The sequence below is a fragment of the Treponema brennaborense DSM 12168 genome, from assembly GCF_000212415.1.
Lineage (GTDB): Bacteria > Spirochaetota > Spirochaetia > Treponematales > Treponemataceae > Treponema_F > Treponema_F brennaborense.
This window is the reverse complement of the sequence record NC_015500.1, coordinates 1,260,053-1,286,361: the sequence shown is the minus strand read 5'-3', so window position 1 is coordinate 1,286,361 and position 26,309 is coordinate 1,260,053. Positions and strand designations below refer to the sequence as shown.

Genomic DNA, 26,309 nt, shown 5'->3' with positions numbered 1-26,309 from the left:
TCCGGAAAATCAGGTACGGTAATCGCCGTTAATTTTTACATAATCGTAGGTCAAATCGCAGCCCCAGGCGGTTCCTTCGGCGGTTCCGTCGGCGAGCTGCACGCTGATAAGCGTTTCCTTTTCACTTAAAATGAGTTTGGCTTTCGATTCGTCGAAGTCGAGCGGAACGCCCTCGTGAAACACTTCTATTGAACCGGCGGCGTTTGAAAAAGCGACGGACGTTTTTTCAGGCGTGAAAAACGCACCCGAATAGCCCATCGCGCACAGAATGCGCCCCCAATTCGCGTCGCGGCCGAAAAACGCCGCTTTGACCAAACTGGAAGAAATGACCGACTTTGCCAATATACGCGCGGCGTCAACCGATTGCGCGCCGCTGACGCGGCATTCGATTAAATGCCGGGCACCCTCGCCGTCGGCGGCGATTTTCTTTGCCATCTGAACGTTCACCGCGTTCAGCGCCGCAACGAACGCGTCGAAGTCCGCTCCGAAAGCGGTAATTTCGGCGTTTCCGGCTTCTCCGTTCGCAAGGATCAAAAGCGTGTCGTTCGTGCTGGTGTCTCCGTCAACGGAAACGCAGTTGTACGTCCCGGCGACGCTGAGCCGCAGCGCTTCGTCCAGCATGGCAGCCGAAACGGCGCAGTCCGTCGTTATGAAAGCGAGCATGGTGCCGAGGTTGATGTGAATCATACCGGAACCTTTCGCCATCGTACCGATGCGGACGGATTTTCCGCCGATAACGGTTTCTACGGCGCATTCCTTGTAAACGGTATCGGTAGTCATGATCGCTTCCCGGGCAGCGGCGTGACCGTCTTTTGAAAGCCCCGCGGCGAGCGCCGATACGTGCGCTTCTATCGTTTCAACCGGAAGCTGCTGACCGATTACGCCGGTCGAACAGACGAGTACGGATTCGGCGGATACGCCGACGGCAGCGGCGGCGGCTTTCGCCATGCGGTACGCGTTTTCCGCTCCCCGGGTTCCGGTACAGGCATTCGCGTTGCCCGAATTGGCAATGACTGCCTGCGCCGTACCGGAAGCGATATGACGCTTGGAAAGTTTTACGCATTCGGCCTGCACGCGATTTTGCGTAAACACTCCCGCAGCGGCGCACGGTTTTTCGGAATAAATCAGCGCCGTGTCGTTCTTCGTCCGGCCGGGTTTTATGCCCGACAGCACGCCGTTCGCCGTAAAGCCTTTCGGAGCGGTTACTCCCCCGTCGATATATTTCATACGCGCTTCCTATTGAGACAAAAGTTCGTTCATAAAATCGAGCGGCTTGATTTCGCCGTTCAGTATCCGATATAAACCGTCGCAAATCGGCAGTTTCAAATTGTATTTCAAAGCGATTTCGTGCACGTATTTGCAGGCGACGGCGCCTTCGGGAAGGTACCCGATTTCGCCGATGTGCGCGATCAGATCGTCGAGATTCTTAAACCGCGAAAGGATGTCGGTTTTGATAATATCGTGTCCGAAACGGCGGTTGCGGCCGTATTTACTGCGGCACGTAACGTCGAGGTCGCCGACTCCGGCAATCGACGTGAACGTTTCCGCGTGAGTGGCTCCCATGGCGAAACCGAGCGTCTGAATCTCGTTCAATCCGGCTGCAAGCAGCAGCGATTCGGTATTGTCTCCGAACGAATCGGAGGTTTCGGCTATGGCGTCGAGGCTTCCGTATACGACGGCGATGACGTTTTTTGCGGCGGCGCAGATCTGCACGCCGATAACGTCGAGACTCGAATACACCATCAGTCCCTGTACGCGAAGCAGTTCGCGGAAGCGGATAGCGTTTTTGGGATTTTCACTGGCCGCGATGAGACCGGTTATTTTTCCCATCGCCACTTCTTCGGCGTGGCTGGGACCCGCGATATACACCAGATTCTTTTTATACGATTCGGGCAACACGTCTTCGAGCGTTTCGAGAATCAGTTTCGGACCGTTCAACGAGGGAACGAAGCCTTTCGTCAAAACGCCGATGCACGTCGAACCGTCCGCAATGGACGGAATATCCAACAGTTTTGCAACCGTTGACGCCAAATACAAAGACGGACTTGCCAAGATAAGGAATTCTTTATCGGAAACGACCCGACGGATATCGGAAGAAGCCGTCAAATTCGACGATAACGCAAATCCGGGTAAATACCGTTTATTTTCATGCACACCGTTTACCGAATCTACGACATCCTGTTCAAGTGCCCACATTTCAACGTAGTGGCCGCCGCGCGCAAGCGCCTGTGCAAGCCCCGTGCCCCAGGCGCCCGCTCCGATAACACCGACCTGTTTACCATTCATAATACACTCCTATAACCAGCAGGCGGATTCGTCCGTCCACGAAATCAATTCGTCTTCCGTAAAATACAACGCGATTTCGCGTTCGCCGCTTTCCGCGCAATCGGACGCGTGAATCACGTTATGCTGCGTATGCGCGCAAAAGTCTCCTCTGATAGTTCCCGGAGCGGCTTCCGCCGGCTTCGTCGCACCGACCAATTTCCGCACGAGCGTCACGCACTCGTCGCCCTGCCACGCCATGACTACGACGGGGCCGGACGTAATATAATCGACCAGACCCTGATAAAAAGGTTTACCGACGTGTTCGGCATAATGTTTCGCAGCAAGAGAGTCGGAAACGTTCATCAACTTCAAACCGACAAGCTGCAGCCCTTTACGCTCAAGCCGCGTTATAACTTCACCGACGATGCGGCGGTTCAAAACACCGGGTTTTAACATTGCAAAACATCTTTCCATTTTATAACTTCCTGATTACACAATATTTTGACAATTATAGCGCAAAGACACGCGGCTGTCTATATTACGGTACGCGGGCCGAAGGCGCGGCTATGAGAGCGACGAGGCTGTTCACGCAGCGAGGCGGTTTTACCGGTCATACCGGTCATATCGAAAAACAATCTGGCGTTACCGCTTTTTTTCTGATATAGTATTATCTATGGAAAAGAAAAAACTCTCGTTCAGAACGTTTACGCAAACCGTCTTTCTCACCGGCAGTTTTTTCGTACGGAACGACCTGATCACGTACGCTTCCGCGTGTGCGTTCGGTTTTTTGTTTTCCATATTACCGGTCATTATCATGATCGCAACGATCCTGATCCGGTTTCTGCACGCATCTCCCGACATACTGACGAATCTGTTCAATTTTGAAGATATATTTGCCGAAACGATCGATATTCCCGAAATCATCAATTCGGTTCTGTCGGTAGGCGGCAGCGGTATATTTGAAATCGTCATCGGTCTTTCCATTTTTTGGATGGCGCGGCGATTTTTCAATTCCGTCATGCAGGGCGTCAACTGCATCTTTCACACCGAAGCGAAAAGCCAACCGCTGATTTCGCAGCTTATCTCGCTTGCGGGCGAAGTGCTGATCGTCGTCGCCGTCGCCGTCCTTATCTTTCTGTTTACGACGGGGCAGTCCATATTGTCTTCTTCGTTTTTAACGTCGTTCATTCCGCAGTTTTTTGTACGCATTACGGCGCTGCTTTTAAAATTCATTCCGGCGGGACTTATGTTTTTATTCGTTACCGTGTCGTTCAGAGTCGCGTCGGGAACGAAGCCGCCGTGGCTTTTGTGCACCATCGCGTCGGGACTGTGCACGGCGGTGTTCGTCGTATTCCAGCTGATTTTCGCCGCGTTCGTCGATATGACCAAATACAACCTGATTTACGGCGTGCTGAGCAACAGCATCGTACTGCTGCTTGAAGTTTTTACGTTTTTCATTCTCTTTCTGTTTTTTGCGCAATACGTATTCGTATTTCAGTTTTTCGATCAGTTGCTGCTTGCCGAACTGTATCTGCTGCCGGACCGCGATGACATGAACGCGGACGCCGTTATCCGCAGGATACTGTTCATTCAGCCCGATTATTTTATGCGCACGAATACGACACATATCGCGTATTCGGCCGGAACGGTCGTCTACCGCGAAGGCGACGACACGAACGACGTATATTACCTGACCTGCGGAACCGTACAGATTTTGCGGAAAAATCACAGTTTGTACTGCGAACGCGGCGCGTTTTTCGGCGAATTGCCGTGTCTGCTGAACGACAGGCGGGAATCGACTGCGGTCGCGGTAACTGACGTCGATTTGATTAAAATAAACAGCGAAACGTTCACTTCCATGCTCGCCAAAAATCCTGACGTCAGCCGGAAAGCGTTGGCACAGGTTTCGGTTTATTTTGCAAAATTGTATTGGAAACGGTAAAAGAACGCGCTTCGTTTTCGGCCGCTCTTGCCGTCGGTACGGCGTTTGTGGTATATTTAATCTAATATACATTCGGCATCATACGGAGCATCATATGACAAAATACATTTTTATTACCGGCGGGGTCGTCTCGTCTTTGGGGAAAGGTATTGCCGCGGCGTCGCTGGGGCTCATACTGAAAAGCCGCGGCCTCAAGGTGGTAAACCAAAAATTCGACCCGTATTTGAACATCGATCCGGGAACGATGAATCCGTATCAGCACGGAGAAGTGTTCGTTACCGACGACGGTGCCGAAACGGATCTTGACTTGGGGCACTACGAGCGGTTCACCGACGAAAGTCTTTCCCAAAGCAGCAATACGACGGCCGGTCGCGTGTATCTTTCTATTTTAAATAAAGAACGCGAAGGCGGGTTCCACGGCGGAACCGTGCAGGTCATTCCGAATGTAACGGACGAAATCCGGCGGCGCATGTTGCTTTCCGCTCAGGAAACCGGAGCAAACGTAATCATTACCGAAATCGGCGGTACGGTCGGAGACATCGAATCGCTGCCGTTTATTGAAGCGATCCGGCAAATAAAATACGAAGTCGGTGTGGAAAACTGCGCGTATATCCATCTGACGCTGCTGCCGTATATGAAAAAAGCGCAGGAACTCAAATCGAAGCCGACCCAGCATTCGGTAAAAGAATTACAGGGGTTGGGAATTCAGCCGGATATTATCATGCTCAGAAGCGAAGTGCCGATAGACGCGGCGACCCGTGAAAAGCTCGCCCTGTTCTGCAACGTGGAAACGGATTCGATTATTCAAAACCTGAACGCAAAGTCCATCTACGAAGTGCCGCTCATGATGGAAAAAGAAGGGCTCGGCAAAGCGGTGTGCAAGGCGCTTTCTATAGAAGATACTCCGACGCATCTTGAAGATTGGGCGCAAATGGTGGACCGGCTGTATCATCCGGCAAAATCGGTAACGATCGCGCTGGTCGGCAAATACGTCGAACTGCGGGACGCATATCTTTCGGTCGTGGAATCGCTGCTGCACGGCGGTATTTTCAGCAACGCGGAAGTGAACATCGACTGGATAGACGCGGAGACGCTGTGTGACGAAAAAACCGCCGCTGAACGGCTCGGACAGGCCGACGGAATTATCGTTCCCGGCGGCTTCGGCGACCGCGGCATCGAAGGCATGATCCGCGCGGCGCAGTACGCACGCACGCACAACGTTCCGTATTTCGGTATCTGCCTCGGCATGCAGATTCAGGTTATCGAATTCGCGCGCCACGTGCTCGGACTGAAAGACGCAAATTCGACCGAAATGAACAAGGACACGCCGGCACCGGTCATCGATTTGATGCCCGACCAGAACGGCGTGATTCTCGGCGGCACGCTGCGGCTCGGAAAATACGAATGCGCGCTCAAAGCCGGCAGTACCGCCGCCGCCGCATATAAGGCCGAAACCATTTGGGAACGGCACCGGCACCGGTACGAGTTCAACAACGCATATCGCGCGCAGTTTGAACACAGCACGCTGCGCCTGACCGGCGTAAACCCCGAACGCAATCTGATCGAAATCGTCGAGCAGGAAGGACATCCGTGGATGGTCGGCGTGCAGTTTCATCCGGAATTCAAATCCCGCCCGAACCGGCCGCAGCCGCTGTTCAGGGAATTTATCAAGGTCGCCGCCGCGTACGCCGAATCGGCGGGAACCGCTGCTGCCGGAAAAGGCGGCGCATCGGATAGCGCAGAACGGTACCGCAAAGGCGGTACAAAATGATCCGCGATAAAATAGTCGTTCTGGACTTCGGCAGTCAGTACGCGCATCTGATAGCGAAACGCTTCCGGCTGCTCGGCTATTATTCGGAAATCGCCCTGCCCTCCGCAGCGCTTGATGTCTTTGAAGGCGCGAAGGGTATCGTATTTTCAGGCGGGCCTTCTTCCGTTTACGACGCGGACGTTCCCGAATTCAACGGCGACATTCTGAAATTGACGGTGCCCGTGTTGGGATTGTGCTACGGACATCAGCTGATGGCGCAGCAGTACGGCGGAAAAGTCGGCCGCGCGGCGGTCGGCGAATTCGGAATCGCCCGGCTGCGGCAAAACGACAGCGTCAATTGTCCGCTCTTTAAAGGAATCGAATTTCCGGCTCAGGTATGGATGAGTCATCAGGACGCCGTGCTTGCATGTGCAGACGGATTCGAGACAGCCGGTTTTACGAAAGATTGTCCGTTCGCCGCGGTTCAGGATCTGAAACGCCGCAGATTCGGCTTGCAGTTTCACGTTGAAGTAAAAGACACGCCGTGCGGCAACACGATATTTACGAATTTTGCCGAATATTGCGGTATGAAAAAGAACTGGGATCAAAACACGGTGCTTGACCTGATTTTATCACAGATACAAAAGGACGCCGCGGGACGCAACGTATTGCTTTTTCTTTCCGGCGGCGTCGATTCGACCGTCGCGTTCGCACTGCTGAACAAAGCGCTCGGTCAGCAACGCGTACTGGGACTGCACATCGACAACGGTTTTATGCGGAAAAACGAGAGCGCGGTTATAGCCGAACGGTATAAAAACTTCGGTTTTACGAATTTCATCTGCGAAGACGCGTCCGAAAGTTTTCTGCAAGCGATATACCGCGAAACCGATCCGCAGAAAAAACGCAAAGCCGTCGGTGAAAATTTTATCACCGTCCGCGACGCGGTCGTCGAACGGCTGAAACTCGACGAAAACGAGTGGCTTCTGGCACAGGGGACGCTCTATCCCGATATCATCGAATCCGGCGGAACCAAAAATTCGCACACGATCAAAACGCATCACAACCGCGTCGACGGTATTCAGGCGCTCATCGCGAAAGGACTTATCATTGAACCGCTGAAAGACCTGTACAAAGACGAAGTCCGGCTTATCGGTATGAAGATCGGTCTCAACGAAGAACTGGTCATGCGACACCCTTTTCCCGGCCCGGGATTGTCGATAAACGTATTGTGCAGCAACGGCGCGCTGACTGAAACCGATGAAATAGAATTGGCGGCGGCGGAAGCGGCCGTTGCGTCGATCGTACAAGCGGACGCGTCGTTTGCAAAACTGTTCGGTACGGAATCGGCAGCGGCGACACGACACGGTGCAGCCGCGACTGCGGTTTACGCAGAGTCAAAGTCAAAAACAGCCGCCGCTCCGGAGTATGCACGTCCCGCGGCTGCCGTTTTGCCGGTAAAATCGGTCGGCGTACAGGGTGATTTCCGTACGTACCGATTTCCGGCGGTTCTGTCATTTGCGGACACGACCGGCTCGTGCAGATGTCTTCCGCCGTGGGATACGCTTGAAGAAGCCTCCGCGTATATTACGAACGCGGTAAAAAACGTCAACCGCACCGTCGTCTGCTTATACCGCAAAGCCGATGCGACTCTTTCGCTTCAGAAAGGCTACTGCGACAAAGCCCGACTCGATCAGACGAGAGAAGCGGACGCCATCGTACTTGACGAACTGAAAAAACACGGCTGGTACCGTAAAGTGTTCCAGCACTTAACGATCAATCTGCCGTATGCGTCCGCACCAGATCGCTGTTCACTCGTATTGCGCCCGGTCGTTTCCGAAGACGTAATGACCGCCCGTTTTGCGCACCTCGACCGGCCGCTGCTCGAATCGATCGTTTCGCGGATCGCGGCGTTGCCGTTCGTCGACGCGGTGTATTACGATATTACGAACAAGCCGCCGGCAACGTTCGGCTGGGAATGACGGTATAAAATGGAAAGGATATACCTTTTCATTTTATACCTTACCGAGTTTCCGTTACACAGAAACTCGCGATGATAATACCCTCAAGGTTTCTTGCATTTATTGTTTCCGTTACACAGAAACTCGTGATGATAATACCCTCAAGATTTCTTGCATTTATTGATTCCGTTACACGGAAACTCGCGATGATAATACCCTCAAGGTTTCTTGCAGCTATTACTTCCGTTACACGGAAACTCACGGTAAAGCACATACGGGACAGTTGCCTTTCGGTATGGTAAGCCGGCAGTAAATTTGAAAAATCGAAACCGAACTCCTATACTATGAATCATAGGAGAAAATTATGAAAATATACAAATCCGGTGAAAAACCCGGAAAAGGTACTTACGTTTGCACGAAATGTGATCAGAAAGTCGTTTTGAACGATGATTCCGATGTATTGCCGCCCTGCCCGAAGTGCAAAAACACAACGTATACAAAAGCGTAATATACCGCCGTTCAAGACCGGCAGGTGTAACATCTCCCCTGTGCAAGGCTGTCCGTACCGCCTGCCGGTTGTACCGTAATATTCATAAACGATATTCGTTTTATAAAACAGCAGAATCATATTCCGGACTATAATAACTTTCATTTTCATTAATATTTCATATATTTTATATTATGATTGATATAATTTTACTTAAACAATAGAAAAAATATATTTGTTGTTGACAAAACCGGTTTAGCAACTTACACTGATGTTATATTAAACGTTGAGAGAGTTACATATGAAAGTTCTGTTCGTCACTTCCGAACATCCGGCACGGATGCGTGCTGTTTCGGGGATCTTCACCGCCAAAACTTACCGTTTTTCACAATTGTTCTGAAAACAGATATCTCTTCTCCGTTCATATTATACAATTCACCGAAATTGAATATGGCAGCCGTGTAGCTGCAAAAATAAAAATCATGTGAGCCCACATGAAACAAGGAGAGAAACAAATGAAAATGTTTCTGGATGAATTCAAGGTTTTGGATATGAGTGAATTAGTTGCCGTAAACGGCGGTTACGGTTTAAGCAGCTCGGAGTACAGCAGTTCAAGCGGTTCCGGCAGCAATGGGTACAACAGTTTCAGCGGCTATACGACAAGCTCGCACAACACAGTTCCGGAGGGTTACAGCGCGCTTACCGGTTGGAAACCCGGATACGGGTTGAACGAAGAACAAATCGAGTCGGATATGATTTCAGATGAACAGAACGATAACAGTCAAAATGCATCTACAACTCCTGGTTATCAAATACCTGCAAATCCGGAAGATTATCATTGTGATATTAACAGTTATAATGTAGCAGTTGATCAGGGAATTCAAAATCCCGGAACATGGGATGGGAATGCGTCAACTGTCGATCAAATTTATACACAAAATTATGGGAACGGTACGGAACTCCCTCAAGCAGGAACTCAGGGATATGGTTTTTTAGATAATGATGGAAATGGGACTTATGATCACATGTTCTATTACAACTATCAAGGCGGAAATACTTACCACGTCTGGAATAGTCCGGGTAATACTCCTGTAACGGAAACGGATTGGAGTATTCATGGCACGGCAGCGGAACAGTCCGTTTTTGTACCGTTAAACTGAATATGTAAGAGGTTTTACTTATGAAAAGAAATATAACTCTGTTTTTACTTTTTCTTACAGTATCTTTTTCTTTTGCGGAAGAAATTGAAATCAAATTAATTTCCGAAAAGAACGGTACGGCAGAAAGCCTGTATTACGATACAAACACCGAAACCTTTTCACTAGGGTACGGTTCGTATGTTTCAAAAATAGAAAATTTAGAAAAACTGAAAAATCTTACGGAAGTGAGTCTCGTCGGAACCGCATTTTTGAAGGATTTATCGTTTCTAAGACAGTGTACGGAACTGGAAGTTCTGACATTGTACGACTTACACGTAAGTGATTTCAGCTTTCTATATTCACTGCCCAAATTGAAAGTACTGGATATTCAAAGCGTTACGTTTTCAAAACTGTTCGACATATTGAAATTGCAAAAGCTTGAATATTTGGCAATGGTAAACTGCGGTATTACCAGCCTAAAAGATTTTGCAGATCACGGAAAAAATCTGCAGTATATCAATCTATCCGGTAATAAGATTGAAGAAATATCACACATCAAAGCAAACGATAACGCAGTTTATATTCTTTCATTGAATCCCGTGGCAAAAAGATTATTTTTAGGCAGCGACTCGTACAGTTTTTTACCGAGAAATTGTCAAATGTTGTGGATGAAAAATCCTGGGATTTGTTTAGGCTGCAATCTGTAAGATTCCATCTACAAAAGTTTTATCTTCTTTGACCAGCTGGAGCTTTTCAAAACCTTTGAGCCGTCTCCAGTTCTTTTCAGCTTCCTTGCAGAGCTTAAACACCATTGCGAGCGTGGCATCCGCAGAACCATTTCCTTTAGTTGACCTGTGCCTTAGCCTTACCGTTGCGAACATCGATTCAATCGGGTTTGAAGTCCTGATATGAACCCAGTGCTCTGCCGGATAATCATAGAACCTGAACAGGTCATCGTAATCTTTTGCAAGGCACTCCGTTGCTTTCGGATATTTCAGCTCATACGTATCAATGAAATGCCGATAGGCATCCTGTGCGTGCTGTTTTGTGTCTGCAAGAAAAATATCCTGAAGTTTCTTTTTAGCCGCCGGCTGAACGCAGTCCGGCATTTTGTCCAGCACATTGCCCGTCTTGTGAAACCAGCATCGCTGGATTTTCATCTGACCCCAGACTTTATCCACTGCATTTTGAAATCCAAGCGCTCCGTCACATATTGCAAGTTTTGGAGCTGCCGTAAGTCCGCGGAATTTCAAGTCGCGCAGAACCTCAAGCCAGGATTCCTCACTTTCACGCACTCCCTGATGAACTGCCACAAGCTCCTTCTTTCCGTCTACTGTAACTCCAATTATTACAAGGAGACAGAGTTTCTGGTCATCAAGCCGGGCATTGCAGTAGACACCGTCAGCCCACACATATACGTATTCTTTTCCGTCAAGCCTTCTGTGTGCCCATTCGTTATATTCTTTCCGCCAGACCTCCTTGAGTCTTGTTATTGTTGCCGGAGAAAAGCCTTTCGCGCCTTCTCCGAAAATCGCCGTTAGCGCATCCTGAAACTTGTTTGTGGAGATTCCTTTCAGGTACAGCGTTGGAATCACGTTCTCAAGTGTCGGTGTTTTCCGCATGAACCTGGGAAGAATCGCACTTGTAAAACGCTCTGGACCAGGAAGAGCACGGTCGTCAATGCGAGGCTGGCGGACTTTGATTGTTCCGCATGTCGCCTGAATTTCACGTTCCGGCATATAGCCGTTTCTGACCACCGTCCTATGTCCGTCTGCATCCAGCTTATGCTGATGTTTCTGGATGAACTGGTCAACTTCGCTTTCCAATGCCGCCGCGAGCATCTTTCTTGCCGATTCCCGGACAAGATTTTCAAAAAAATCTGCACTTGCTGTAGTGCTTTTTTCCAAATTCCACTGTAAAATATTTTCCATAAGAGACTGTCCTTTGTTTTTGTTTGGTTTGGTCATTAAACTTTAACAAATCTCAGTCTCTTTTTCTATTTTTAATTTAACTCATCCACAACTTTTGAGTATAACTCTTTTTTACCCGATGAATATAAGAGATTCGTTCGGTAAAAGGGAAATACTCCGAATGAGGGGCTATCCCCAATTTATTACGGATTCGACAACCCTGCGAGTTTGGAAACCTCTTTCAGATAGTTTTCCAAACTCGGTAAGCAAGACCGCATCGCGGGATTGCGACTGAACGGCGATTCAGATGGTGTCGGTGCTGCAGGAGATGTTTGCAGTACAGCACCTTATCCAGAAAGCGGAGCATTTGCATTAATTTGCATCTTGTTTGATTTTTACTCCAAGATGCAGTTAGCAACATTACTGTCAACTATGGCATGTTTTGCAGTCCGCGAGCTGTGGAATTCAAAATATTCATTCAGCGCTGTCTGGTGCATACACTTATTGAATACGATCGTTCCTAATTATTTATTCTGGTATCAGCAGGAACTTTTCTGAATATCAGACAAATAAGACCGAAAAACGAAAAATATATTTGTTGTTGACAAAACCGGTTTATCAACTTACACTGATGTTATATTAAACGTTGAGAGAGTTATATATGAAAGTTCTATTCGTCACTTCCGAACATCCGGCACGGATATTCGGCGGCTTGGGAACGTTTACTCGCGAATACACGCGAGTATTGCGTAAAAAATGCGATGTAAAAGTCGTCTATTTTCATTTCGGCAGCAATAAAATTCCTGCCCCTGACTCCGATATCGACTATGTTTTTTCAGCCAGCAAAGTATTTGATGCTTATTCCGCAGAAGCCCGCATATTGGAAAATGCAGCATCATTTAGAACTCAAATTCAGCCGATTTTGGATAATTTTAAACCGGATGTTATTCACTGCAACGATCGGCAAACGTATATGCCGTTCAGATTTGATACGAACGTATTTTATTCATCACATTTGCTGTTCTGTGATTTACTGGGATTACAGGGTATAAATGATGAATATTTACAAGAATTAAAAATAGAAAAATGTGCATTGTCTCATGCCGCTGTTTTTGCAGTATATTCAAAATTTGCCGCACAGCGTGCAGTAAATCAAATTACGGCAAACTGCAGTCCTGTTGTTCTTCCGCTTGCTATAAATCCCGAACAATTTTACGAATCGAAAGTTCCCGGAAAAATCAGAGTTGCTTATTTCGGACGGTTTGAAGACGTACAAAAAGGAGTTTCTCAATTTATCGGAGCAGTACAGTCGATAGGGCATACAATGAAAATGCAGCAGCCTGTTACATTTTCTTTATTCGGAAAAGGAGAATTACCGTCATCCGTCGATGTGTCACTTTTTAATAGGATCTGTTTTCTGGAAGGAAACGATTTATACGATGAATTTGCACAAACAGATATAGTCGTTATGCCAAGCCGATACGAACCGTTCGGTCTTACCGGTCTTGAAGCTATGGCATCCGGCTGCCTGTTACTGACCACGAAAGAGCTCGGTATGGATGAATATGCTGTTCCCGGTAAAAACTGCCTTTCGATTCCTAATTCCGCAGCAGGAATTGCCGATGTCCTTTCAGATGCAATTCTCCGCTTTGGTTCATATGCACCGATCCGATCTCAAGCAAAACGAGATGCACAGCGATGGACGTGGGAACGATGTGTTGATGCTCACTATATATTTTATACCGCAATTAAAAACAGGATGCATATGCATATAAAAACCTCATACCGCCCCGAATCGTACCGGATTACGGATATTTTTGATCAGTATGTATCCGCCGCCTATCTCGAAGAAGAACGGGCAGCACTGCTTGCCGTAAAAAAACGGTATCCGCCGAACGATAAAACTTCCGCACTATCAGTGACGACCGCACCTCAGTTGCCGGACGATGATACGTCGTTGAACTTATGCGTCACGGCAAAATATGTCGACGGCGTTATCTATCATATGGAATATCTGCCTTTTGATAATCAGAGATTCGATATCGTGTATGTAACAGGTGCATGGGAAACTGCAATACACCCGTACCATGCGTTAACGGAACTGTTCAGAATCTGCTCCGATACGCTCGCAGTCTGCTATAGAATCGGGAAAAGAATTCCGTGGCAAACACTGCAAATGGAAACAGACGAATCGTGGATACAGAGCCTTCAGAGTGAAGTACCGTGGCATGTAGACAGTAGCTGTCGTTTAACAGATTCATATGAAGCTATTATATGGAAGAAAAGCTGATAACACCTAATCCGCCTGATGCGGAGTATATAAAAGAGGAGTAAAACATATGAAACAGAGAAACGTCTTACTTATTTCTGTTATGCTGGTACTGGCTGGAAAAATATGTGCAGCAGAAGTTACCCGTATTCCTTTCGTTATCGATGAATCCGGTAATATGTTGGTACACGCTGTTGTAGGCAATACATTGGGATATTTTATCTTCGATACGGGAGCGGAAATCGGTATTCATATTACTGAACGGATTCCGGAGGTCTGCCAACATGATCGAACGGCGACAGTTCAATTGTTGGGACATACCTATACGGCAGACGTCTACAGCATTATAGGAGGCCTATATCTTTTTCCCGGGGAACTTGATTATCCGGTTCCGCTTATGTATATTCCCGATTATTTACACGAATATTTCAAACCCGGTATAAAAGGTATCATCGGTTCGTCCATATTTTCACCTTTCGCCATGGAAATCTCCTTTTCCGAAAACGAAATCATCCTGCATACCGACGGTATTCCCGAAGGCTACGACTCTTTTACCGAATTGGTCGTTTCTTCCGGAAATCCCTACGTACCGATTTCCGTTGACGGCAAAACCGTTTACGCGCTCATCGATACGGGTTACAGTGGAAAACTCAGCCTACCCTCGGATATTGACGTCAAACGCGAAGTAAAAATCGGTACGCAAAACACGGCTCAAGATTATTCGCTCGTACAGCCCGAATACGTTTCGGTCTTTTCTGCTGTAAGTAAAAATCCGATCGTTCCCAAACAGAAACGGGCGCAACGGATCAACCTGAACGGAATGATCAACCCTATCCGGGAGCCTGCCCTGATAGGAACGGGACTGCTGAGATTCTACGATATCATCATCGATTTACAGAACGGACGCTTTTATTACCGGAAAAGGCAGGACGCGCCAGATGCTGCCAAAACATTCAGCCAAACGGTGCGGACTTCCGGGATCATCAGTGCACGGTTTGAAAACGACCTCATCAGTATAGATGAAGTTGCACAAAACAGTCCTGCATGGAATGAAGGTATTCGCCCGGCAATGACAATCACAGCCGTAAACGGTAAATCGGTTTCCGAATATTATTCCGACATACTGAATATCATACTGGCGCCGCTGACGAAAACGAGCGTCACGATGCAAACCGGTTCCGCGGAAAAAAATATCGTACTTGAAACCGTCTCTTTTTTCGCCGAGTAATCACCAGTTTTTCTGAAGGGGAGAAGTCTTATGAAAATGTTTTTGGAAGAGTTCAAAGTATTGAACATGAGCGACTTGATTGCCGTAAACGGCGGTTACAGTTCAAGCAATTCGGAATACGGCGGATCAAGTTCCGGCTACAGCGGCAGTTCGGGATACGGCAGTAACACAAGCGGATACGCGACGAATTCGTCTTACAACGCGCTGACGAGCGGATTGGAAGTGTCGTCTGATACAAAAGGACAAAAAGAGGATACTGGCGGGACTTCTTCGTTTCCTTTCTTTGATACTATTAAAGATATTGTAGGAAAAATAAAAAATAATAATGACCCAAAAGATATTGTCAGTTCTGTCGACTGGTCCAGAATAGGAACAGTGTATAACTATATAGGCTCAGATGGAACTCGTGTCGTTATTACGTATCAAAGTACGACATTAACTACTGATACGGGGATAGAACTGTCTGCAACAGTTCAGTTCAACGGATTGAATATCGACGGGACGATATTTTCCTGCAAAATCCCATTATAAGGAGTATATAAAGTGAAAAATAAGATTGCTTTATTTACCGTATTTTTTACCGTATACTGCTGCGTTGCATCAGAAGTTGCCCGTATTCCTTTCGTTATCGATGAATCCGGTAATATGTTGGTACACGCGCTTGTCGCCGACCCTATGGGATATTTTATCTTCGATACGGGAGCGGGAATCGGTATTCACAGTATTGATAAAATACCCAAACTGCGCCGGATAGATCACACAGCAACAGTTCAATTGTTGGGACATACCTATACGGCAGACGTTTACGCCATTATAGGAGAAGCGTATTTTTTTACGTGGCTGGTTGATTATCCGGTTCCGCTTATGTATATTCCCGATTATTTACACGAATATTTCAAACCCGGTATAAAAGGTATCATCGGTTCATCCATCTTTTCACCTTTCGCCATGGAAATCTCCTTTTCCGAAAACGAAATCATCCTGCACACCGACGGCATTCCCGAAGGCTACGACTCTTTTACCGAATTGGTCGTTTCTTCCGGAAATCCCTACGTACCGATTTCCGTTGACGGCAAAACCGTTTACGCGCTCATCGATACGGGTTACAGTGGAAAACTCAGCCTACCCTCGGATATTGACGTCAAACGCGAAGTAAAAATCAGTACGCAAAACACGGCTCAAGATTATTCGCTCGTACAGCCCGAATACGTTTCGGTCTTTTCTGCTGTAAGTAAAAATCCGATCGTTCCCAAACAGAAACGGGCGGAACGGATCAACCTGAACGGAATGATCAACCCTATCCGAGAGCCTGCCCTGATAGGAACGGGACTGCTGAGATTCTACGATATCATCATCGATTTACAGAACGGACGCTTTTATTACCGGAAAAGGCAGGACGCGCCAGATGCTGCCAAAACATTCAGCCAAACGGTGCGGACTTCCGGGATCATCAGTGCACGGTTTGAAAACGACCTCATCAGTATAGATGAAGTTGCACAAAACAGTCCTGCATGGAATGAAGGTATTCGCCCGGCAATGACAATCACAGCCGTAAACGGTAAATCGGTTTCCGAATATTATTCCGACATACTGAATATCATACTGGCGCCGCTGACGAAAACGAGCGTCACGGTGCAAACCGGTTCCGCGGAAAAAAATATCGTACTTGAAACCGTCTCTTTTTTCGCCGAGTAATCACCAGTTTTTCTGAAGGAGAGAAGTCTTATGAAAATGTTTTTGGAAGAGGGGCTGTATCAAGTTTATTATGTATTCGGCAGCCCTGCGAGTTTGGAAACCTCTTTCAGACCGGTTTCCAAACTCGGTAAGCAAGGCCGCGTCGCGGAATTGCGACGACAAAAAATCGCAAAAGAAAACCATGAATTCCGTCTTCAGATGCATAAAGACGAAGTCATCGCTCAACAGGGGGAACCGGATACAATCGAATATTCTACCTACTATCCGTCTGGAAAAGACGAATACAACATCGTTCAAACAGTATACGATTCGGGAATTGAGTTCACGTACAGAAAGGGGTTTCCCGAAATAATCGGTATCCGGATTACTACGCAGAACTATTGGATTTCAGCTGATAAACTGTCTCCGCACAACAGTACAGTTGAAGACGTATTCAACTGTTACGGGACTATGCCCTATCGGACATCAATAGAACGGAACAACGACAACTTTGAATTGCATCTTACGTATCAAAACGATGCCAAACTATCAGCCTATTTGAAGAAAACTATATGTCGTATCAGCACGTTAGTCTGCGTTTTTACGGAGGAACGGCTTTATGCGCCCTCAATTAGTCCTCCAGCATGATGAAACAGATTGTGCAGCAGCGTGTCTGTCTTCCATCATGAAATATTACGGTAAAAACATCGCCATAAACCGTGTGAGAAAAGTTGCAGGAACTGATATTCAAGGAACGAGCGGTCTGGGAATCGTACGCGCTGCTGAAACATTCGGATTTACGTGCAAAGGCTTATGCAGTGAAGAAAAAAAACTCACGGATTATTTTCCTTGTCCGTTTATTGCACACGTAAAGAAGGATGTACTGGATCATTATGTTGTTATATACAAAGCAACGGAACGGTATGTCCTTATTGCAGATCCGGCAGATTGTATCAAAAAAATACCCGTTTCCGATTTTAAAGGAACATGGAGCGGCGTGTTCTTCATTCTTGCCCCTACCGCGAATTTCCAGAAAATACCTGAATCACAAGGATTATTTTCCCGTTTTGCCCATTTGCTTGTTCCGCATAAAAAGGTACTCTTAGAAACCTTTATAGCAAGTATTTGTTTGAGCCTATTGGGAGTTGCTTCCGCTTTTTATTTCAGATTTCTGATTGATGAAGTGTTATATTCTCAATTAAAGCAAACGCTCATGCTCTTTTCTGTCGGTTATCTTATCGTTATATTATTCCAAGCGCTTCTGGGATTTGCCCGCAACCAGATCATGATGTATATGAGCAATAAAATAGACGTAGTACTTATATGCGGGTATTTTCGGCACATTCTGCATCTTCCTATGCAATTTTTTACTGCACGAAAAACAGGTGAAATTATATCTCGCATCGGAGATACAGCGACTATTCGTCAAACGATATCTTCAACGACACTGTCTATTGTACTTGATTCATGTATGCTCATTGTTGGAGGTTTTTTTCTGTTTACATTCGGCAATACGCTGCTTATGGTGTCCATGATTCCGGTTGTCATTTCTGCGATACTTGCATGGTTATTTGCAAAACCGTATAAGAAGAGACTTAAAATGAAAGCCTTTATGGAAGCTGAAAAACAATCCACTCTGGTAGAAAGCATCAATGGAATTGCAACGATAAAAGCGTTATCTACGGAAGATTCAACTTACGAAAGAGCAGAAGAACAAATCATAGAAACAATCAAACAGGGTATTACATTGGGAACAATGTCTAACTCCCAAAGTTCCGCTCAGAATTTCGTATCACAATGCGGAACATTGGCTGTATATTGGCTCGGCAGTCTTGCCATTTTTAAAGGTACCATGTCATTGGGACAGCTGATTTCTTTCGTTACGCTGTCAGGATATTTTCTCGGACCATTTGCCCGGCTGCTTACATTACAGCCGGCACTACAGGAAGCTTTCGTCGCATCGGATAGATTAAGTGAAATCCTTGATATTCCCGAAGAAAATGAAGGCGCAGAAGATTTGCTGCAAAAAAAATCCATATATGGCGATATTGAAGTAAAAAATATTTCTTTCGCATACGGAACACGAGGGAAAACGCTTAAAAACATCTGTTTTTCCATAAGGGCCCATCAAAAGGTAGCTTTCGTCGGAACGTCGGGTTCAGGAAAAACAACCATGACAAAATTGCTTCTCAAATTTTACGACTACAGTGAAGGAGATATACTCATCGACGGAATTAACCTAAAGGATATAGACACCGTTTCACTTAGAAACCGTATAGGGTACGTTCCTCAAGAAGTACTGCTTTTCAGCGGAACTATAGCAGAAAATATTGCATTAGGTACCGATTCTCCGGATTTTCAGAATATATATGAAGCGGCAAAGGCTGCTCAAGCAGACAGTTTCATATCCGAAATGCCCGACCGTTATTCTACAAAAGTAGGAGAACGTGGAATTACACTGTCAGGGGGAGAACGGCAGAGGCTGTCTTTAGCACGGATACTCTTAAGAAAACCGCAGCTTATTATTCTTGATGAGGCAACCGCCAGCCTCGACAGTCTTTCCGAAAAGGCCATTATGGATACATTGTATACCGCAACTCAGGATATTACGACCATACTAGTTGCTCACAGATTATCAACAATACGTAATTGCGATCAGATCATCGTATTTGACAAAGGCGAAATTGCAGAAACAGGCAATCATGATGAACTCATAAATAAAAACGGTACCTATAGAAAATTATGGGATGCACAACATAAGGAATGACATGAAAAAATTGCCAACTTATTCGGAACAGAAATTACAGCATTCTGCTGAATATATATTACAAATTAACTCCTTCAGCGGTACCGCAATAATAATACTCATCGCATTCATTATTGCTACTGCAATTATGTGTATCTGTTTCGGTAAAATCGATGATGTTGTCAGAGCCTCCGGTATTATACGGCCTGCAATCAATATTTCTCAAATAAAAAACATTACTGCAGGAGAAATAGAACAAATATACTATAGCCCAGGACAGTACGTAGAAGCTGGCACAATACTTGTAAAATTAAATCAGGATACGCTATCTGCTCAAAAATCCGCAGCAGCCGCACACTACACTGACACACAATCAAAACTTAACGGATTGGAAAAATTACGGCAAAGTTATTTTGCAGAAAAAAACCTTATACCGGAAGGAAATAAGGTTGCGCATACCAGATTCGAATCATACCAGGCAGAATGTAATTTATTGGAAACAAAAAAGAATCTCGCATATCTGTTATATTCAGAAGAAATAAAATTACCGGCATCCGGTACAACTCCCGTAAAAATCCGAAATCTTGAATACGAACACAAGCAGATATGTGATACGCTTGCTGTCTATAAAAACCAATTTTTAGAAGAAATAACAGCAGAAATATCGAATATGGAGCTTACTGAGACACAGCTGAAACAGCAGTTGGAACAAATCGAAATAAGCTTGCGCAACACGATTCTTGTTTCTCCCATGGCGGGATTCATTCAGGAAATTTCATCGCTCAACGCGGGTGATTTTATCTTTGCAGATCAGAAAATATTAAATATTATACCGAATTCAAATTCCGATTTTCGTATTGAATTGCGGATTCCTGCTAAAGACGCAGGGAAATTACGGAAAAACATGAAAGTAAAATTGCGGTTTCCGGCATTTCCGTATTATGAATTCAAAGGAGCTGAAGGCACGATACAAACGATAGATCCGGACGCACAAGCTTCGTCTTCCGGAACGCTCTTTTTTACGGTTCTAACTGATGTCGATACATATGAACTCACGGACAGAAAAGGTATCATCTATCCGCTTCGTGTCGGACTTGAAGTTGATGCCCGTATTGTTATGGAAACGAAACCGATATGGTACTTTTTACTGAAGAAAATGGATATACTGATATGAATTATAAAAAAACGTACATCGTATTTTTATTCATATGCAGCGTATGCCGGTACAGTTTGTCAGTTTCCGCTCAAACGGAAGTACCGAGCAAACTGCAAGCTGCCGATTTTATCACTTCCGTTTTTGAAAGTTCGATCTCATTTAAAATGAACTTTTTCGATCTTCAACTGCTACACCTGCAGTACGATTCCGACAGAAAGCAGCGGCGACCAGTTCCCTATATCGTACTGGATCCGCAGTTCGGCGCGCACGACGGGATCGGCAAAAGTTTTATAAATCTACCGATAACCGCAGGTATTTCGCAAAAACTGCCGCTGCAATCGTCGCTTTCAGTACGGATAACACAGCCGTTCTCTATCAACCCGGCGGAAAAGAGCATTTCATACGGTTTCTCCGCTGCAGTATCTGTCTCGTCCAACGCAGCGTTCTTCATGCCGGCGTTAGCCGATTCGTATCGGGAACAGGAACATACGTACACCGACAATTTGCTGCGGCAGTTCGGCAGACAGTACGAAACGGCAACCAAATCGGCAAAAAAAGAATATTTAATGAATATAAGCAATTATCTGTATTATCGGAAACTTTCCGCCGTTTACGGGCAGCGCAGTACTCTACTTGAAGCAAAAAGTAAAGAAGATTCAGATTTATACAAACTCGGTCGGATCACCTCTTTAGAATTTTCGGAACGGGAAAAACAACGAATACAAATTTTTTCCGCACATATGCAGGCTTTGCAACAAACGTTCCTCTATGAAACTGAACTTATTTTGCAGGAAATTCCCGTTGAAAGCATTTCTTTTTCATTTGAAGAATGGATAGATTTATTACAGTCTATCACCATCGGATATGACATACGGAACCAGTCTCGGAAAGATTTGCAACTCGTTCAAGAGAACATTACGTGGAAAAATACGCTTGAAAAATACATAAAAGAACTTCCGACCATAAATTGTACGTATACAATGAAACCCATATCGGTGGCCGCACACAGTCCGGCAGCGTTTTGGGAACACCTGTCCGCCGTTGAATGGAATCTTTCCTTTTCCGCACGCATTCCTCTCGCTCCATGGGACGCAGGATATGCGGTCGAAACGGCGATTCTGCTGGAACGGGAAAACGACGGCTTAATTTGCTTCAGTTGCAAAAAGAAACCAAAAATGAAATCATCTTACGGCAGAAAAAATTGAATCTGCTATCCGTACTTGAAGAAAAAAACAGAAGGCAATACGAACAGGAATCGGAACGGCAAAATTTATACGAGCAGCTCCGTAAAACGGGCCGAATGTCGGAAATGGACATACAGCTTCAAAAAACGGAGACAGAGGAGGCCTTCGTACAATGGTATTTTTCAAAGCTCAATAGAATTGAACACATACTGAGTTTTTATTGAACTTATAAAACATCGTATTTACCGACCGTACGGTCGCGTATTATAAAACCGGAAGTGCCGATGATACGGTCGCTTCCCTAAAGGAGGAAACATATGAAAATGTTTCTGGAAGAGGGGCTGTATCAAGTTTATTATGTATTCGGCAGCCCTGCGAGTTTGGAAACCTCTTTCAGGCCGGTTTCCAAACTCGGTAAGCAAGGCCGCGTCGCGGAATTGCGCCTGAACGGCGGTTACGGTTCAAGCAGTTCGGAATACGGCGGATCAAGTTCCGGCTACGGTGGCAGTTCAGGAGGATACAGCACCTCATCCGCATACGGCGCGACTTCCGGCGAAGTTCCGGAAGGAGATTCTTGGAATTGGAATGATTCTTTCAGATCCGACGCACGAAACTACGGAAAAGGCGTTGACCCAGACATAGAAAAGGCGGGCAATGAAAAACGCATCTCCCGACTGGAAAGTGAATCATTAAACCGAGACTTTAAACAACTGGTTTCCGAAGGATGGAGCGTTGGAGTGACACATGAAGGCAGGGGGTATAGTCAAAACTCTTTCGGAGATATCACTGTATATTCATTATATACTCCAGACGGAAGAAATACGGATACATTTTACGACATGAACAACGACGGAGTGATCGATTATGCAAAATAAAACAGCAGCAACAATTTTTACAACTATCTTATTACTGTCGGGAATCTTCGGCTGCGTTTCCGCACAGACGCAACAGGAACGACTGATAGACTATTTGATTGCGGACGGCTACAGCGAAGCGCAATCCAAATTCGATCTGGCTACCGAATACAGCAGCAGTTTTTTTCCCGATACGGGACCGTATCCCTTTATTTATGTAGTTAAAACGGAAAAATATTCCGTTTCTATAACCGTCAATTTTGCATATTACGACTACGACACGGAAATGATAAATAAATTTACCATAGTGTATTTTGAAGATGAAACAGGAAAAAGACGGTGCTTTCAAAAAGAAAATGTGTTTATGGAAAAAGGTACGGACTTCATTGAATTTCAAGGAGAAGCGGGAGATCCGTACGGAACACGTATCAAAAACCCCGTGCTGCATCTGTGGCATTAACTCTCTAACCGGAGCGTACGGTCGCGTATTATAAAACCGGAAGCGCCGCCGCTGTATCCGCAAGACAGCTTTACGGCTTCCGGTTCACCGCCGCGCGCAAAAAAGCGATTTCGGCGGCGTGACCGGCAAGGTCGGTCGGCGTTTCAAGTATGAACGGCAGCTCTCGGAGCGCCGGATGCGTTGCCACCCTGATAAGCGCGTCCGCTCCGATCTCCCCCTGCCCGATGAGCGCGTGGCGGTCTTTGCGGCTGCCGGCGGGATTCATGCTGTCATTTAAATGAATCGCTTTCAGCCGGTTAAGGCCGATGCACGTATCGAACCGAGTCAGCACGCCGTCGAGATCGCCGATTATATCGTAGCCGGCGTCGTGCACGTGGCACGTATCGAGACATACGCCGAGCCGGTCGGCACAAAACCGCGAGCCGCCGGACGCCGCTTCACGTTCCGCGGCAGCGTCCAAAATTGAACGAAGTTCTTCAAACGAACCGCCGACTTCCGAACCTTTGCCTGCCATCGTTTCAAGCAGCACGACCGTATGAATCGCGGCCGGCAGTACGGCGGCGAGCGCTTCGGCAATAAGAGCAATCCCGGCGGCACTGCCCTGCCCGACGTGGCTTCCCGGATGAAAATTATAATAATTGCCGGGAACATATTCCATCCGCTTCAAATCTTCTGCAAACACCGTGCGCGAAAAGGCCCTGGTTCCGGCATCCGCCGAACAGACGTTCATCGTATACGGTGCGTGCGCGACGAGTTTCGCAAAGCCGCGCTCCGCGCACAACGCGTTCAGCACATCCGCGTCGGAAGAATCAAGCGCTTTTGCCGAACCGTCGCGCGGATTGCGGGTAAAAAACGCGAACGTATCGGCGCCGGCCGTCACGGCGTCGCGCCCCATCGCGGCGAATCCTTTTGCAGAAGAGAGATGACAACCGATGTGAAGCATATGCGTATCCTTATTACGAAGCGAGCGGCTGCGGCGCGTTCGGTTCCGGTTCGGGACTGTCGAAGCCGGGGCCGGTCAAAAAGCGCAGAACCAGGCGAAGTTTGGCAAGAGCTTCCGGCACGGCTTCACGCAGCGGCTTCACGTTTCCGTTTCCGCCGGGAACCAACGCTTCCACGTGTGCCGAAACGGCCGCCATATCGGGCGGTAACGCGCCGAAGCACCGCTGCATCGTTTCCGCCGAATATTGAACGGCGGCCGATTCCGGAACGTTCGCATTGAACTTGCACGGTTTCCAGCGGAGACGACCGTCCTTTCCGTGATCGCCGCAGTAACCGAACAGCCGGCAAATCAGCGCCCGGCCGCCGTACACGGTACAGTGATAGGCGGAATCGGGATCAAAAAATATGCAGCCGTCGTCGCGCACACCCGGGCGCACACTGAATTCACCGGAAACGATCTGCCGGGCAACTTCGCTTTGATGCTCCAAAAGCCACGCGGCCAGATACTGCACTTCCGCATCCCCTATTTCAGGCTCGAAACCGACGCAGCACTGCCCGCAGCCGTCGGGACACGGAGCGGGCGTCGCCCGTTTCCAGTCAGCTTGCGCTTCGTCGATATGCGCGTACACCGCGTCCATTCCCTCAAGTACGGATTGAATCTGCGTTCCTTCATATTTTGAACTGTCTAGCATGTTTTTCCTTCAGCCGGAACGTCCGATACGGAGAATTCCGCGCCGCATTAAAAATATAGAATGAAAACGATGTGAAATGCAAGCGGCTGCGATTATTTTCCGTATAAAAAAACGCAGAAAAAAATACGGATGAACGGAAAAGTTTCCGTATCATCCGTTCATCCGCCATCAGTACGAACGAATCGTACGCAAAATCCTATCCGACGCGCCGGAATCCCTGCGCAAGATCCGCAATGATATCGTCTATATGTTCGGTTCCGATCGAAAGCCGGACGGTTTGCGGCGAGATGCCCGCAGCGGCGAGTTCTTCCGCACTCATTTGGGAATGCGTCGTAGAAGCCGGATGTATCACGAGCGACTTTACGTCCGCTACGTTGGCAAGCAGCGAAAACAGCTCCAGCGATTCCGTAAATTTCCGCGCGGCGCTTTCTCCGCCTTTGATTTCAAACGTAAAAACGGACGCACCGCCTTCAGGATAATAGCGGTCGTACAGTTCCTTTTCACGGCCGGACGCGAGCGACGGATGATGCACCGTTGAAACCTGCGGATGCCCGTTCAGATAGGCGACTACCGCGAGCGCGTTTTGAACGTGCCGCTCCACCCGCAAAGAAAGCGTTTCAAGCCCCTGCAGCAGCGCGAACGAATTGAACGGCGAAATGCACGCACCCGTATCGCGCAGCAGCGTCGTCCGGATTTTCATGATATACGCAAGATTTCCGCACGCACGCGTAAAAACGACGCCGTGATACGACGGATTCGGTTCGGACAATCCCGGAAACGCACTGCTCGCCGCCCAATCAAAGCGGCCGCCGTCTACGATGACGCCGCCCATCACCGTACCGTGCCCGCCGATAAACTTCGTTGCCGAATGTACGACGATATCGGCGCCGTGTTCCAACGGACGAAACAGATACGGCGTCGCGAACGTATTGTCGACGACGACCGGAATTCCCGCCGCATGCGCGATGGCAGAAACCGCTTCCAGATCAATGATATCGGAATGGGGATTCCCCAGCGATTCCAGAAAAATCAGTTTCGTGTTCGGACGGAGCGCGCGTTTGAAATTATCCGGATCGGAGCCGTCCGCGAACGAAGTTTCGATTCCCGAATCGCGCAGCGTGTTCGCGAACAGATTGTACGTTCCGCCGTACACGCTTTTGGACGAAACGATGTGATCGCCGCTGCGCGCGATATTGCGCACCGCGTAATCGATCGCCGCAGAACCGGACGCCGTCGCGAGCGCCGCCGCACCGCCTTCAAGCGCGGCGATACGTTTTTCAAACACGTCGGAAGTAGGATTCATCAGTCTGGTATAGATATTTCCGCCTTCGGTCAACCCGAAGCGGCCGGCAGCCTGAGCGGAATCTTTAAATACGTACGACGTCGTCGCGTAAATCGGGACGGCGCGGGCATCGGTTGCGGGATCCGGACGTTCCTGTCCGGCGTGAACGGCAAGCGTTTCAAATTTATAATTTTTATTCGACATGGTATAACTCCTTGAATGGTAACACGAGACAGCACGTTTCAGCGTACTGCGGCGCGCATCGCGCAATTTAAAGATAAACGTAATTTGACGGCGAACCCGGACCGTCGTAATGACAGACCGTCGTAACGCCGCCGGCCGCCGGCATTTTTACACCGTCGTTTTCAAGA

Annotated in this window: 23 protein-coding genes; 16 read left to right on the top strand and 7 right to left on the bottom strand. The window is 47.4% G+C overall.

The annotated features are described in order from the left end of the window. Nucleotides 1–9: 9 nt before the first annotated feature. From argJ to ndk, 3 genes are read right to left on the bottom strand one after another with little or no spacing between them, the layout of a single operon-like run. Nucleotides 10–1,227: a bifunctional glutamate N-acetyltransferase/amino-acid acetyltransferase ArgJ gene (argJ, locus tag TREBR_RS05530; protein ID WP_013758219.1), complete on the bottom strand. Its 1,218-nt coding sequence runs from the start codon at nucleotides 1,225–1,227 to the stop codon at nucleotides 10–12. Nucleotides 1,228–1,236: 9 nt separating this feature from the next. Continuing rightward, on the bottom strand, nucleotides 1,237–2,286 hold the full coding sequence (locus TREBR_RS05525; protein WP_013758218.1) for an NAD(P)H-dependent glycerol-3-phosphate dehydrogenase: 1,050 nt from the start codon (nucleotides 2,284–2,286) through the stop codon (nucleotides 1,237–1,239). Nucleotides 2,287–2,295: 9 nt separating this feature from the next. Next, nucleotides 2,296–2,739: a nucleoside-diphosphate kinase gene (gene ndk, locus TREBR_RS05520; protein ID WP_013758217.1), complete on the bottom strand. Its 444-nt coding sequence runs from the start codon at nucleotides 2,737–2,739 to the stop codon at nucleotides 2,296–2,298. Between the two features lie 199 nt (nucleotides 2,740–2,938). On the opposite strand from ndk, the gene TREBR_RS05515 reads away from it, so the two are divergent. The 6 genes from TREBR_RS05515 (at nucleotide 2,939) to TREBR_RS05490 (ending at nucleotide 10,248) form a co-directional block, all read left to right on the top strand. After that, entirely contained in the window at nucleotides 2,939–4,207 is a 1,269-nt protein-coding gene (locus TREBR_RS05515) for a YhjD/YihY/BrkB family envelope integrity protein (protein ID WP_013758216.1), read from the top strand. Between the two features lie 94 nt (nucleotides 4,208–4,301). Then, nucleotides 4,302–5,978 (top strand): CTP synthase, encoded by a 1,677-nt coding sequence (locus tag TREBR_RS05510; protein ID WP_013758215.1) that lies wholly within the window; start codon nucleotides 4,302–4,304, stop codon nucleotides 5,976–5,978. Next, nucleotides 5,975–7,936, top strand: a complete 1,962-nt coding sequence (guaA, locus tag TREBR_RS05505) for a glutamine-hydrolyzing GMP synthase (protein WP_013758214.1) — start codon at nucleotides 5,975–5,977, stop codon at nucleotides 7,934–7,936. Before TREBR_RS05510 ends, guaA begins: the two co-directional genes overlap by 4 nt. Before the next feature lie 343 nt (nucleotides 7,937–8,279). Next, nucleotides 8,280–8,423, top strand: coding sequence for a zinc ribbon-containing protein (locus TREBR_RS14780; RefSeq protein WP_013758212.1), 144 nt, complete (start codon nucleotides 8,280–8,282; stop codon nucleotides 8,421–8,423). A gap of 494 nt (nucleotides 8,424–8,917) precedes the next feature. Further along, nucleotides 8,918–9,562 carry a hypothetical protein gene (locus TREBR_RS05495; RefSeq protein WP_013758211.1) on the top strand — a complete coding sequence of 215 codons (645 nt, stop codon included), beginning with the start codon at nucleotides 8,918–8,920 and terminating at the stop codon, nucleotides 9,560–9,562. Between the two features lie 20 nt (nucleotides 9,563–9,582). After that, a complete protein-coding gene (locus TREBR_RS05490) occupies nucleotides 9,583–10,248 on the top strand; it encodes a leucine-rich repeat domain-containing protein (protein WP_013758210.1) in 666 nt (221 codons plus the stop codon). On the opposite strand, the gene TREBR_RS05485 is transcribed toward TREBR_RS05490, so the two are convergent. Beyond that, complete coding sequence (locus tag TREBR_RS05485) at nucleotides 10,231–11,472, bottom strand: IS256 family transposase (RefSeq protein ID WP_013758161.1); 1,242 nt, start codon at nucleotides 11,470–11,472, stop codon at nucleotides 10,231–10,233. The genes TREBR_RS05490 and TREBR_RS05485 overlap by 18 nt on opposite strands. Nucleotides 11,473–12,112: 640 nt before the next feature. On the opposite strand from TREBR_RS05485, the gene TREBR_RS05480 reads away from it, so the two are divergent. From TREBR_RS05480 to TREBR_RS05430, 10 genes are all read left to right on the top strand, one after another. Beyond that, nucleotides 12,113–13,741: a glycosyltransferase family 4 protein gene (locus TREBR_RS05480; protein WP_013758209.1), complete on the top strand. Its 1,629-nt coding sequence runs from the start codon at nucleotides 12,113–12,115 to the stop codon at nucleotides 13,739–13,741. A gap of 49 nt (nucleotides 13,742–13,790) precedes the next feature. Next, the gene (locus TREBR_RS05475; RefSeq protein WP_013758208.1) at nucleotides 13,791–14,948 is read left to right on the top strand and encodes a hypothetical protein; all 1,158 of its coding nucleotides are present in this window, start codon (nucleotides 13,791–13,793) and stop codon (nucleotides 14,946–14,948) included. 30 nt (nucleotides 14,949–14,978) lie between these two features. Continuing rightward, nucleotides 14,979–15,479: a hypothetical protein gene (locus TREBR_RS05470; RefSeq protein ID WP_013758207.1), complete on the top strand. Its 501-nt coding sequence runs from the start codon at nucleotides 14,979–14,981 to the stop codon at nucleotides 15,477–15,479. A gap of 12 nt (nucleotides 15,480–15,491) precedes the next feature. After that, nucleotides 15,492–16,643, top strand: a complete 1,152-nt coding sequence (locus TREBR_RS05465) for a hypothetical protein (protein WP_013758206.1) — start codon at nucleotides 15,492–15,494, stop codon at nucleotides 16,641–16,643. 30 nt (nucleotides 16,644–16,673) lie between these two features. Next, nucleotides 16,674–17,270, top strand: coding sequence for a hypothetical protein (locus TREBR_RS05460; protein WP_013758205.1), 597 nt, complete (start codon nucleotides 16,674–16,676; stop codon nucleotides 17,268–17,270). Beyond that, nucleotides 17,242–19,389, top strand: a complete 2,148-nt coding sequence (locus TREBR_RS05455) for a peptidase domain-containing ABC transporter (protein ID WP_013758204.1) — start codon at nucleotides 17,242–17,244, stop codon at nucleotides 19,387–19,389. The genes TREBR_RS05460 and TREBR_RS05455 overlap by 29 nt, the downstream gene beginning before the upstream one ends. A 1-nt stretch (nucleotide 19,390) precedes the next feature. Next, nucleotides 19,391–20,542, top strand: coding sequence for an HlyD family secretion protein (locus TREBR_RS05450; RefSeq protein WP_013758203.1), 1,152 nt, complete (start codon nucleotides 19,391–19,393; stop codon nucleotides 20,540–20,542). Continuing rightward, on the top strand, nucleotides 20,539–21,729 hold the full coding sequence (locus TREBR_RS05445) for a hypothetical protein (protein WP_013758202.1): 1,191 nt from the start codon (nucleotides 20,539–20,541) through the stop codon (nucleotides 21,727–21,729). Before TREBR_RS05450 ends, TREBR_RS05445 begins: the two co-directional genes overlap by 4 nt. Before the next feature lie 296 nt (nucleotides 21,730–22,025). Next, complete coding sequence (locus TREBR_RS05435; protein ID WP_013758201.1) at nucleotides 22,026–22,583, top strand: hypothetical protein; 558 nt, start codon at nucleotides 22,026–22,028, stop codon at nucleotides 22,581–22,583. Continuing rightward, nucleotides 22,573–23,022 (top strand): P-loop NTPase family protein, encoded by a 450-nt coding sequence (locus tag TREBR_RS05430; RefSeq protein WP_013758200.1) that lies wholly within the window; start codon nucleotides 22,573–22,575, stop codon nucleotides 23,020–23,022. The genes TREBR_RS05435 and TREBR_RS05430 overlap by 11 nt, the downstream gene beginning before the upstream one ends. Before the next feature lie 70 nt (nucleotides 23,023–23,092). Here the strand turns inward: TREBR_RS05430 and TREBR_RS05425 are convergent, their stop codons facing one another. From TREBR_RS05425 to TREBR_RS05410, 3 genes are all read right to left on the bottom strand, one after another. Continuing rightward, on the bottom strand, nucleotides 23,093–23,965 hold the full coding sequence (locus tag TREBR_RS05425) for a deoxyribonuclease IV (RefSeq protein ID WP_013758199.1): 873 nt from the start codon (nucleotides 23,963–23,965) through the stop codon (nucleotides 23,093–23,095). Nucleotides 23,966–23,978: 13 nt separating this feature from the next. Beyond that, a complete protein-coding gene (locus TREBR_RS05420) occupies nucleotides 23,979–24,656 on the bottom strand; it encodes a YkgJ family cysteine cluster protein (protein WP_013758198.1) in 678 nt (225 codons plus the stop codon). A 196-nt stretch (nucleotides 24,657–24,852) separates the two neighbouring features. Then, nucleotides 24,853–26,142 carry an O-acetylhomoserine aminocarboxypropyltransferase/cysteine synthase family protein gene (locus tag TREBR_RS05410; RefSeq protein WP_013758197.1) on the bottom strand — a complete coding sequence of 430 codons (1,290 nt, stop codon included), beginning with the start codon at nucleotides 26,140–26,142 and terminating at the stop codon, nucleotides 24,853–24,855. Nucleotides 26,143–26,309 lie beyond the last annotated feature (167 nt).